Raw genomic sequence first — 12,053 nt, forward strand, 5'->3', positions numbered from 1 at the left:
GGAAAGGCATTTTCTTTTCGAAGAAACTAGGTGTTCGATATTGGACGCTTACCATTGAAGATGGCGTTTTCGTTATTCAACTTCTTTGTATAGACTGAATTGTCTCGCTCACAGGGGCGCGATTTCATTAAGACTTATTTTGAATATTGATTTTCGAAATAATTCTGATATTCTCCAGAAATAATTCTTTCCCACCAGCCCTTATTATCAAGATACCATTGAATTGTCTGTGCAATTCCTGTTTCAAATTTATAAGTGGGCTGCCAGCCTAAGCTTTCTAACTTGCTTGGGTCTATTGCATAGCGTTTATCGTGACCTAAGCGATCTTTCACATATTCAATCAAATCTTCTGATTTACCTAATGTATTAATAATTGTTTTTACAACTTCTAAATTCGTTCGTTCGTTATGACCGCCTACATTATATACTTCGCCATTTTCACCTTTATGCATTACCAAGTCGATAGCTATACAATGATCAATTACATGAAGCCAATCACGAATATTCTTACCGTCTCCATAAACCGGTACTTTTTGATCATTTAACACTCGAGAAATAGTCAAAGGTATAAGTTTTTCTGGGAAGTGATAAGGACCATAGTTATTAGAACATCGTGTAATATTAACCGGTAAATTGAATGTTTCATGATATGCGCGAACTAATAAGTCAGATGATGCCTTACTAGCACTATATGGACTATTCGGTTGGATAGGGGTATCTTCCGTAAAAAATGTAGTAGGATCGAAATCTAATTCACCATAAACTTCGTCAGTTGATACATGCACAAATTTAGTTATTCCAAATTCTTTAGCTGCCTCTAACAATACCTGTGTACCTAAAACATTCGTTTGCACAAAAATACCAGGATCAGTTATTGAACGATCCACATGACTTTCGGCTGCAAAATGAATGACATAGTCAAAGTTATGAACACTAAATAATTCATTAATTATCTTCTCGTCAGCAATATCAGCTTTTAAAAAATGGTAATTAGATTTTTTTTCGATTTCTTTATGTTTAGTTAAATCTCCAGCATAAGTTAGTAAATCCAAATTATAAATTTCATAATCAGGATATTTTTCTACCATATATTGAACAAAGTTCCCACCGATAAATCCAGCTCCACCCGTTACTAAAACTTCTGTCCCCATTAACTTTTCACCTCTAATTGAAGTTCTGCAACATACCTCTTCACGGCATCCTGCCAAGGAGGTAATTGCTTAAAACCGTTATCTAGTAGTTTTTGTTTGGACATGCGTGAATTTTTGGGACGTACAGCAGGTGTCGGATACTCTTCAGTATTAATAGCATTCACTTTGATTTCTTTTCCTGCTTGTTTAAATGACTCTGTAGCCAAATCTGACCAACTACAGAACCCTTCGTTAGAGGCATGATATAATCCGTACTTTTCACTTTGAATCATATCAATTAAAAGAACTGCTAAATCGTATGTGTAGGTAGGTGAACCAATCTGATCTCCCACTACGTTTAATTCATTTCTTGTTTCCGCTAGCTTGAGCATTGTTTTAATAAAATTTTGGCCGTTCATTCCAAAAACCCAAGATGTCCGAATGATAAAGTGTTTTTCAATTAATTCTCTTACTTTTTTCTCGCCTTCATACTTGGTTACTCCATAATAACCTTGCGGATTAGGTGTATCAGTTTCAACAAAAGGTGTTTGACCTTCTCCGTCATACACATAGTCTGTGCTGATGTAAATGAATTTCGCATCTATTTCTTTCGCAATAGCTGCTAAATACTCAGTCCCGCTCACATTCACGTTCCAACAACTCTCGCGATCTTCCTCAGACTTGTCAACGGCTGTATATGCTGCACAATGAATGATTGCATCTGGATGCATTTCGCGAACAAAAGTTTCAACATCCGTATTAATTGTTAAATCTAAGTCTTCTCTATCGATGCCAACCATAGTTAATCCTTGTTTTAATCCCTCTTGAACTACATCGTATCCAAGCTGCCCATTATAACCTGTAACTAAGATTTTCATTTACTCAACTCCATACGTAAAATTATTATCTGCATCTTTTAACAAGGGGGCTTTTTCATCTTTTCCTGAAAGAATTGGCATTAAGTTTAATGGCCACTCCACACTTATTGTTGGATCATTCCAAATAATTCCACGATCATTTTCTGGTGAATACAATTCATCTACTTTATATTGAACTTCCACATTATCTTCTAAAGTCATGAAAGCATGCGCAAAACCCTTAGGTACTAGCAATTGTTTTTTATTTTCCGCTGTGAGCTCAATGCCAAACCACTCGCCATAAGTGGCGCTTCCTTTTCTTATATCAACAGCCACATCAAAAATCGAACCTTTTGTACATCTCACTAATTTGGTTTGAGATTTAGGTGCTAATTGATAGTGCAAACCTCTTAAAGTACCTTTAGATGCTGAAAACGAGTGATTATCTTGAACAAAATCTAAATTCAATCCAGCTTTTTTAAAGCTTTCTTTATTATATGTCTCAGTAAACCACCCGCGGTGATCGCCAAAAAGGTTTGGTTCAATAATGAAGACTCCATCTAATTTTGTTTTAATAAAATTCACCCTAATACCTCTTCTCTCTTTAATATATCCACATGTTGGTCAGCTAGTCTAAGTAAATATTGGCCATACTCATTTTTCTTTAATGGTTCTGCAAGAGTGATTAACTGTTCTTTAGTTATATAACCTTTTCGATATGCGATTTCTTCAAGACAAGCTATTTTTAGACTTTGACGCTTTTCAATCATTTCAATATATGAAGATGCTTCAAGAAGTGTTTCGTGAGTTCCTGTATCTAACCATGCAAAACCTCTGCCTAATAATTCAACATGTAAATCATCCAACTGAAGATACTCTTTATTGATATCTGTTATTTCTAATTCACCACGTGCTGAAGGTTTAATTTTCTTCGCAATATCAATTACACGATTGTCATAAAAATATAGCCCAGTTATTGCGTAAGTTGAAATTGGAAATTCAGGTTTTTCTTCTATAGATTTAACTTTTCCATTCTCATCAAATTCTACTACTCCGAACCTCTCTGGATCTTTTACGTTATACCCAAAAATTGTAGCTCCACCTTTTCTTGACGCTGCATTTTCTAATAGGCTAGTAAATCCATGTCCATAAAAAATATTATCACCCAGGATTAAAGCAACACTATCATTACCAATAAAATTCTCTCCAATAATAAAAGCTTGTGCTAAGCCATCTGGAGAATCTTGAACTGCATAGTTTAATTTAATTCCAATACTTTTCCCATCACCTAATAAATCTTTATAATTCGGAATATCTTGAGGAGTTGAAATAATTAAAATATCTTCAATTCCAGCTAACATTAATACTGATAATGGATAATAAATCATGGGTTTATCATATATCGGCAACAATTGCTTAGATATAGTTTTTGTAAGAGGATACAGCCTTGTTCCACTACCTCCAGCTAATATTATACCTTTCATCTTTAAACCTCTTTTCCTTATATCTCTGAGATTACAGAAAAAACTTAACTTACTTATATTTTATTCTAAATATATAGAACAACGAACACGCCATAAACACGTTTACAAACACACTAGTTATTGCTAGTCCACTTATTCCAAATGTAGGAATTGCAAATATATTGATGCTCACCTGCAAGAGTATCCCTACAATTGATATATACAAATTATATTTTATTTGGCCCATAGACGATAAAAGGTGGGCTGTGGTAAAACGAAAAGTAGCATTTATAAGGGAAGAAAATATTAGTATTCTCATTATTGGAACAGTACTTATATATTCAGAACCATATAATCCGCTTACTATTTGAGGGGCAAAAATAAATAAAAACAATGCAATTGGAGCTATCAATGAAAAAACAATAAATAAAACTTTTTTATAATTTTTCCATACCCATGTTTTATCATTTTCATGTTTTATAAAGTAGGGGCCAATAAAAATACCTATGGCAGTACTTATAATTGCCAAGTTAGCTGGAAGAACATAAGCAACTTTAAAATCAGCTACTAATAATGCACTTCCTGACAATATTCCTAACAACATTATGTCATTCAGCATAAATATTGACCATGCACCGCTGGTAAACATGTACTGAATAGAATATATGTTTATTTCTTTTTTTTCCTTTTTCTCTAATTTAGTCTTTTTTATTCCCTTAAAATAATAATTATAAGAAAAATAGCATACTCCCAATCCCATAATTATATTTGCTGTGATTTTTAAAAAAACTACTCCTTCTAAATCAAATAGCACAGCTCCAGCATATTGGAAGATAATTAATAAAATCGAAAAAGTTAGTCCCACTCCAGCATATAATTTATTGTCGAACATCGCTCTAAAATTTAAAGTGTTTTCTATGAATAAGTATTCAAATGGTAATGTAAAAATAACCATTATTATTAGCATTATCCTAATTGATTCAAATTCTGCTGGATGGGGATATATAGTTAACACTAAAATTATTATAGCAACATAAAAAAAGTTATAAATTGAAGCTGCTTTGACTGTGTACAAATAATAAGTAAATTTCTCATGAATATTTTTCCCTAATATAACATACCGTAAAAGGCCATTACCCAAGCCCATTCCAGCAAATATAAATAGGTAACCATAAATATTTTCCATATAACTTAGTAGACCATAGGATTCTTTAGACATTACTCTAATGAGAAATATTGTCCCAAAAAAAGACACAAATTTTGTTACGAAGCTTCCTATGATTATATGAAATGCACCTTTATTCCACAGATCAGCCAGCTTTTTTATCAATATTTTAAAATATCTAGACAGAAGAATACCTCTTTCCAATCTATAATGTTAATTAAAGACTCCAATATTCAAACTCGTTATCAAGAAATGAATCTTTGTCAAAAATCCCTTTAACGTCTATTAAGATTTTATTTGCATCATTTTTGTTCTCTGTCATACTCTTCAGTTCTTGAATTTTTAAAGCCTTAAATTCTTCATGACCTACAGCAAATACTAAACAATCCGCTTCTCTTATATCTTCTTTTTTCACTAAATTGATTCCATATATGTCTTTTGCTTCTTTTATATTTGCATGAGGATCTACAAATATAGGCTCAATTCCATATTCATTTAGCCTTTTTATAATATCAAATACTTTAGAATTTCTAATATCAGGACAATTTTCCTTAAAAGTAATACCAAAAACCACTACTTTAGCTTTTTTTACAATTTTGTTTGCTAAAATTAACTTTTTAATTACAGAGTCTGCTACAAATTCCCCCATGCTATCATTAATTTTTCTTCCTGAGAGAATAATTTGACTATGATAACCTAATCTTTCAGCCTCATATAGAAAGTAGTAAGGATCTACTCCAATGCAATGTCCTCCAACTAATCCTGGAGAAAATTTTAGTGCATTCCACTTTGTATTCATAGCCTCTAGTACCTCATTAGTATCTATCCCCATTCTATCAAATACCATAGCTAGCTCATTCATAAAAGCAATATTTATATCTCTTTGACTATTCTCTACAACTTTAGCAGCTTCAGCTACTTTAATCGATTTAGCTTTATGTACTCCTGCTTTGATAACTATCTCATATACTTTTGCAATCTCATCAAGACTTTCTAAATCCATACTCGATACAATTTTCACTATATTTTCTAACTTATGTTCCTTATCTCCTGGATTAATTCTTTCGGGAGAATAACCAACTTTAAAATCTATTCCACAAGTTAAACCAGATTCTCTTTCTAGTATAGGTATACAAATATCTTCAGTAACGCCAGGGTATACTGTAGATTCATATACTACTATAGATCCTTTTGTAAGGTGTCTTCCAATTAATTTACTTGCTCCTTCAACTGGTGAAAGATTAGGTGTTTTGTCGCTATTTATTGGAGTTGGAACTGCTACTATATGGAACTTAGATTCCTTTAACTTTGTTTCATCAAAAGTAAAGTCTAACGTTGTGTTTTGAATAGCATAATTTCCAACTTCATTGGTAACATCTATTCCACTTTTATATAAGTTAATTTTTTCTTCATTAACATCAAATCCGATAACGTCAATTTTTTCAGCAAATGCAACTGCTAGGGGCATACCTACATAACCCAATCCAATTACTGATAATTTTTCCTGTTTATTTAACAAACGCTCATAGGCGTACAACTTTTCCATCAAATCACTCCTAGAAATTTTTAATAAAGTATCTCTTTCCAGTAGTTAAATTCCACAACTCTCATTCTGACTAATTTAAATTCAATATATTGATAAAATTAGACAATTACTCGAATCCAATATAATACTAGTTATTCAAACAGCAAGCAACCTTCACAGTACACTACCTCAGTCCTTTTCAAACGAGGTAGACTACTTAGCGAATATTAGTCTTTCAAGTTTAATATTCGCTATCTAGTAAATCCCGTTTATTGACATTGTAAGTGACTATGATATGGGATACTCTTGAGAAACAGAATATCAATATCTCCAGTACATTACAGCGTACATTCTCAACATCTAGATGGATACCATATAAGCTAACCAAATTATGCTATTGTACTAAAAACTAAATAATATAAATTCACAATACATAGACAAACACCTTTATTTTCTCTACTTCATCATATAAAACTTGACGAAGTAGAGCACATAGATGAAAGTTTAGAAGATTTAGAATTTAAATAAACTATTCATGTAAACAAACGATTACAGCTTTATAGAAACTATGATCCTTTAGAATAATTCAAATTTTCTCTTTAAAGTAATCAGTAACATTTTTCATCGCTGAATTCATACCGCAAGTTTTTTCAGCAAACTCTCTTATCTCTGTTATTATTTCTAAAGGAGACTTTTCTTGAGAATATATGTCATCATAAAAATCAAAAATACTTTCTAAAGGTACTTTAGAAGAATCGTTTGAAAATTCTTTGAAATATTTAATATTATGATTCTCAAATAAATCTATTTTACATCCAGAAATTATAGGCAATCCCTTTGCTAGATACTCTCTACTTTTTAAAGAATACGAAATTGTATTATTTTTTCTATACATCCCAAATACATCTACAGCTATATCCGATTTATCGTATACTCTATCTAACTCCTCACCTGACATTTCTCCATAGAATATTACATTTTTTTCAATATTGTATTTTTTTACAATTGTTTTATATTTTTGAGTCTCACTCCCGTTACCCACTAAATGAAAAACTACTTCTCTTTTACCACCACTACTGTAGTATTGGCCAATACTTTCAAGAATTCGATCGTATCCATGCCATTCAGCATACATAGCTACCGCTATTAAATTTACTGTACCATTTTTAACTGTAGGTTTCTTCATACTTATCGAAGACAAGTCGACACCATTTTCAAATTTTAAAGTTGGTATATCAAACAACTCTTTATCACCAGTCAAAGTTGCTATTCTATCGACAATTCCAGCTAACTTTTTTCGGTTGTGTCTATCTTTAATTAACAACGGAATATTTTTTTTATTAATAGTTAATTCTTTATCATATGGATAGGTAGGAATTTCTAAAACAATTTTTATACTTGGATTCCTTTTCTTGATTAACTTTAAAACGTTTATCGTATATTTTGTAAAAGCTGCAGGACGTCTAAGATACAAATAATCAATATTATCGTACTCATTTTTATATTCCCATTTTTGAAATGTATTAAAAAATGGGAATCTATAGAGCAACTTCTCTATTGCTCCACCACTAGAGGAGTTGATAGAAAATGAAAAATTTAATTTTTCTTGATTAAAAACATTTATTTGAGATTTTACTTTTTTATCTATACCTGAGACCTTGCTTTTACTAATATCTTTATAATATATAAAAAGCCCTTTCAATTATCAAAACTCCTTTTAATTAAAATTTAAACATTAAATTATTTTCTAAAATGGGTTTTATCGTACTGCTAAAAAACGGATATTGCAATATCATGTAAATTATCGCCATATAAACGACGACGATTAAAAAATATATTTTACTTTCTGCTTTATTTTTTATTGAATAACTCGTTATAGCTATCACAATATAATTCAAAATCATTAAGTTCCTCATAATTCTTGTGAAGTTTGAATTTAAGAGATAAAGAGGAAAATAAATGAATCCTAATACATTAATCCAATATACTAAATTAATAAATTGAAATTTAATATCTTTTCTAAGATCATTTATTTCGAACTTCCTATAAAGTTTTTTAGATAAAATAATCATAGAAAAAGTTAAAATATGAACAAACCAGTATAAAAGAAAGCCATAGTTAGTAGTTGTTTCAAAATAGAATGACAACTTATCACTCTGAGTTAAATCTGTTATTTTTTCTAAATAAGGAATTTCTTTATTGTTTAACAAAAGTATAATTGAAATCGAAATACTAATTAAAAAGATTATTCCAATTCCATAGTTTTTCTTTTTAGTATTAATAATCATAAACGGTAGAAAAGCTAAAGCTGATATTTGTATAGTACTTGCAATTATAATCAATATTAAATATTTGATTTTTTTACTTTCTACTAAAAATCTTACCGAATATATGAAAATAGCCATCATTAAAAAATTTCTGATTTGTACTATATCGAAAAATAAAGGGAATATGAAATACAATGAATATACGAAATTGTAATTTCCAGTAAATAACTTAACGGTTGAATGTATAAGATAGAAAGACAATAATGAGATTGTCATTAAAAACATTTCATAATTGAAACCAATAATGTTGAATAGCTTTATCAAAGTAATAAAGCCATATTCCAGACTATCGGTTGTATATTCTCCTTTTGAATTGTAAATAGATTGATACACACTGTAATCGGGATTATTATAGCTTCCCCAAAATAAAATCCATGCTAGGAGCATTAATCCGAAAGATAGACTATTCTTCTTCTTTTTGACAAATGCGTATAGAAGATTTATCAAAACTAAAACTATAGAGAGAATATATAACATTTTCTACCCCACTTCATTTCTAATAGTTATTTATTGTAACTTTCTAATATTTTAATAGATTTTTTTAAATTTCTAACATCATTTCTAAATAAATTGTATACTACAGTCTTTAATCTCAAATAATTAATTTCTTTTTCTAAATATTCGCTAAAGTTTTGATCATACTTCATACAATAATATTTTAATGAATTCATTCTTCTTTCGAGTGCATTGAAATTATTGTTAGATGATTTTCCTTCCAAATGTATTATGCGCTTTTCTTTAAAGTATGCAGTTTTATAGCCTTTATTTCTTAATCTTTTAATAAGATCACTTTCTTCGTAATACATGAAAATTTCTTCATCGAACATACCTATTTCAAAAAAGATATCTTTTAAAATAAAAATGTTCGCTCCGGAAATAAACATTTTCCCATCTATAAATATATCTAATTTATTACAGATTTTATTTATTTGAGATGGTACAAAACCAGCGCTATCTATTAAATAATATGACATATTTCTTTTAAATTTTTTATCAATTAATTTGAGACCAAATAATGCCACTTCTCTAGATTCGTCAAATTTTTCTAAGGCAAATGAAAATAACGGTTCCACTAATATTGTGTCTGGGTTTAAGAATAAAATTACATTACCACGAGCTATTCTGGCTCCAACGTTATTAGCTTCACCAAAACCGTTATTCTCATTCTTCACCACAATTACACTTTCCCACTCTTTCTTCACATAATTAATAATTGTATTTTCAGGACTATTATCTACTATAATAACTTCAAGTTCATTCCCAATATCGTTAAATTTATAAATAGAGCTTAAACAATCTTTTATTATATTTAAATTCATGTAGCTAACTATAATTACAGAAATTTTCTTCCCCAAAAAATTCTCTCCTTAATCTAAGTATTATTCGTAATTCTAGTTCTCCCTTCATCTTTAATAATTTCACAAACATCTTTCCAACTGTCAGTCTCTAATATGTCTTTATTCTCAAAAGTTTCTTTTCGAGTTATCTCTCCGGAAATAACTTTACTCATTAGTTTGGCCAACTGTGCAGGTTTGTGTGGATTAAAATAATAGGCGTTTTCATAATTTTTTAAAACCTCTTTTGAAAAAGGCATATCTGAAGCAAGTATAATAGAACTGTATTGTTTTGCTTCTAACAACGGCAATCCCAACGTCTCAATGTAAGAAGGAAAAATTAATGTTGAATATTGATATTTCTCATTAACCTTTTCACGAGAAATTTCGTTTAGAAAATTAATATTTTGAGTATCAGATTCTTTTTTAATTGTTAAATCTATATTATAATCTGTTATCCCTTCATTTTGAAGTATCCGTGTAGCCTCATATATACATCCATGGTTTTTATAAATACTTTTAGCGGCAGGATAGAAAAAATTTGTATAACTTTTTTCATTTCTTTTTATTTTTTTTATTTCTGGCAGCTTTTCAATATTTGGGAGAACTACAGAAATACTAGAGAGGTCAATGCCACATTTACTGACAACTTCTCTTTTAATCCAATCTGTTTGAACTATAGTATGGTTGGCTCGTTTTATAGAGCTAATAATTACACGTCCAATAACATGTTGATATAAAGCAAAAGTTCTTTCATCTTTTTTAAAAAAAGAAAAATTTTTCTCCTGCTGAAATGGTATTGCTTGATGCATATATAAGACTTGAGGTATTTTAAGTCCAAAAGAAATTGTATTTTGTAAAGAAAAAACTACATCTGGATTATACTTTGAGATATAAGTTTTGCCTTTTATAAAGTCAAAGTACAATCTTCTTAAAGGACTTTGCTTTCCTTTGTTAACTATTATTACTTTAATATTATCTGTTTCTTCAATATATTTATCATTAAGTAAAAATATCCATTCATTTTCTTTTTCTTCCTTCGAATTTTTTATATGATTATAGAAATTAGTTAAAATCGAAAGTGCTCCACCTTTACTGGTAGCTAAACAATTAACTAATATTCTCATTTTTCATCCACACAATTCTATTTATATAGTCCGTATATGAAATTATTATTCTAAGAACTTTTTCTGAAACGTTTGGCATTTTATAATCTTCTACTTTTCTGAGAGTGTTTCTTTTTTGCGTATTTAAAATTTGTAAACCTTGTAATACTCTCTCTTTTCCTAACCCTACCATCATTACAGAAGCCTCTTCCATCGCTTCTGGTCGCTCATGAGATTGTCTAATATTAAGAGCTTTAAAACCCAAAATAGAAGATTCTTCACTAATCGTCCCACTATCACTAAGAACTGCTTTAGATTTCATTTGCAACTTCACATAATCATTAAATCCAAGCGGCTTCATCGTTTGAATTAATGAATTGAATTTGATACCTTTTTCATCAATCATCTTTTGAGTTCTAGGATGAGTACTAATAATAATCGGCATCTCGTATTTTTCTGCAATTGCATTTAAACTATCACAAAGATCCAAGAAATTCTTTTCTGAACTAATATTTTCCTCGCGATGTGCAGATACCACAAAGTATTTATCTTCTTTCAAATTTAATCTTTCAACGATTTCTGATTTCTCAATGTCTTCTTTTCTTGAGTTCAGAACTTCAAACATTGGACTTCCTGTTTTAATGATCCGATCTGCTGGAAGGCCTTCTCTTAACAAATATTCTCGTGCAATGTCGCTATACGTTAAGTTAATGTCTGCTGTATGATCTACAATTTTACGATTCGTTTCTTCTGGAACACGTTGATCGAAGCAGCGGTTTCCGGCTTCCATATGGAAGATTGGGATTTGTCTTCTTTTCGCTGCAATTGCACATAGGCAGCTATTTGTATCGCCCAGAACAAGTAACGCTTCTGGTTTTACCTCTTCTAAAATCGGATCGATTTTCACAAGAATATTACCAATTGTTTCAACAGCCGTACCGTTAGCAGCGTTCAAGAAATAATCAGGTTTTCTTAAGTTAAAGTCTTCAAAGAACACTTCATTCAATTCATAATCATAGTTTTGTCCTGTATGTACAAGTATATGTTCAATCGCATTCGACTCTTCTAATTTATTGATAACTGCTGACAGTCTAATGATTTCCGGTCTTGTTCCTACAACCGTCATGACTTTTAATTTTTTCATCT

11 protein-coding genes are annotated in these 12,053 nt (G+C 30.3%); all 11 read right to left on the reverse strand.

Features of this window, described 5'->3' with window-relative positions:
* Positions 1 to 134: 134 nt before the first annotated feature.
* Positions 135 to 1,151: a dTDP-glucose 4,6-dehydratase gene (gene rfbB, locus I858_RS12920; RefSeq protein ID WP_049695191.1), complete on the reverse strand. Its 1,017-nt coding sequence runs from the start codon at positions 1,149 to 1,151 to the stop codon at positions 135 to 137.
* Positions 1,151 to 2,008 (reverse strand): dTDP-4-dehydrorhamnose reductase, encoded by an 858-nt coding sequence (gene rfbD / locus I858_RS12925; RefSeq protein WP_049695190.1) that lies wholly within the window; start codon positions 2,006 to 2,008, stop codon positions 1,151 to 1,153. Before rfbD ends, rfbB begins: the two co-directional genes overlap by 1 nt.
* Entirely contained in the window at positions 2,009 to 2,572 is a 564-nt protein-coding gene (gene rfbC, locus I858_RS12930; protein WP_049695189.1) for a dTDP-4-dehydrorhamnose 3,5-epimerase, read from the reverse strand.
* On the reverse strand, positions 2,569 to 3,471 hold the full coding sequence (gene rfbA, locus I858_RS12935; RefSeq protein WP_049695188.1) for a glucose-1-phosphate thymidylyltransferase RfbA: 903 nt from the start codon (positions 3,469 to 3,471) through the stop codon (positions 2,569 to 2,571). Before rfbA ends, rfbC begins: the two co-directional genes overlap by 4 nt.
* Positions 3,472 to 3,520: 49 nt before the next feature.
* Positions 3,521 to 4,819: an oligosaccharide flippase family protein gene (locus I858_RS12940; RefSeq protein ID WP_083553713.1), complete on the reverse strand. Its 1,299-nt coding sequence runs from the start codon at positions 4,817 to 4,819 to the stop codon at positions 3,521 to 3,523.
* A 13-nt stretch (positions 4,820 to 4,832) separates the two neighbouring features.
* A complete protein-coding gene (locus tag I858_RS12945) occupies positions 4,833 to 6,152 on the reverse strand; it encodes a nucleotide sugar dehydrogenase (protein ID WP_157886548.1) in 1,320 nt (439 codons plus the stop codon).
* Between the two features lie 574 nt (positions 6,153 to 6,726).
* Positions 6,727 to 7,842: a glycosyltransferase gene (locus I858_RS12950; protein WP_049695185.1), complete on the reverse strand. Its 1,116-nt coding sequence runs from the start codon at positions 7,840 to 7,842 to the stop codon at positions 6,727 to 6,729.
* A gap of 19 nt (positions 7,843 to 7,861) precedes the next feature.
* Positions 7,862 to 8,944: an EpsG family protein gene (locus I858_RS12955; protein ID WP_049695184.1), complete on the reverse strand. Its 1,083-nt coding sequence runs from the start codon at positions 8,942 to 8,944 to the stop codon at positions 7,862 to 7,864.
* Between the two features lie 26 nt (positions 8,945 to 8,970).
* On the reverse strand, positions 8,971 to 9,822 hold the full coding sequence (locus I858_RS12960) for a glycosyltransferase family 2 protein (protein WP_049695183.1): 852 nt from the start codon (positions 9,820 to 9,822) through the stop codon (positions 8,971 to 8,973).
* A gap of 17 nt (positions 9,823 to 9,839) precedes the next feature.
* Positions 9,840 to 10,928, reverse strand: coding sequence for a glycosyltransferase (locus I858_RS12965; RefSeq protein ID WP_049695182.1), 1,089 nt, complete (start codon positions 10,926 to 10,928; stop codon positions 9,840 to 9,842).
* Positions 10,912 to 12,051, reverse strand: a complete 1,140-nt coding sequence (gene wecB, locus I858_RS12970; RefSeq protein ID WP_049695181.1) for a non-hydrolyzing UDP-N-acetylglucosamine 2-epimerase — start codon at positions 12,049 to 12,051, stop codon at positions 10,912 to 10,914. The genes I858_RS12965 and wecB overlap by 17 nt, the downstream gene beginning before the upstream one ends.
* Positions 12,052 to 12,053 lie beyond the last annotated feature (2 nt).

The sequence above is a fragment of the Planococcus versutus genome, assembly GCF_001186155.3.
Lineage (GTDB): Bacteria > Bacillota > Bacilli > Bacillales_A > Planococcaceae > Planococcus > Planococcus versutus.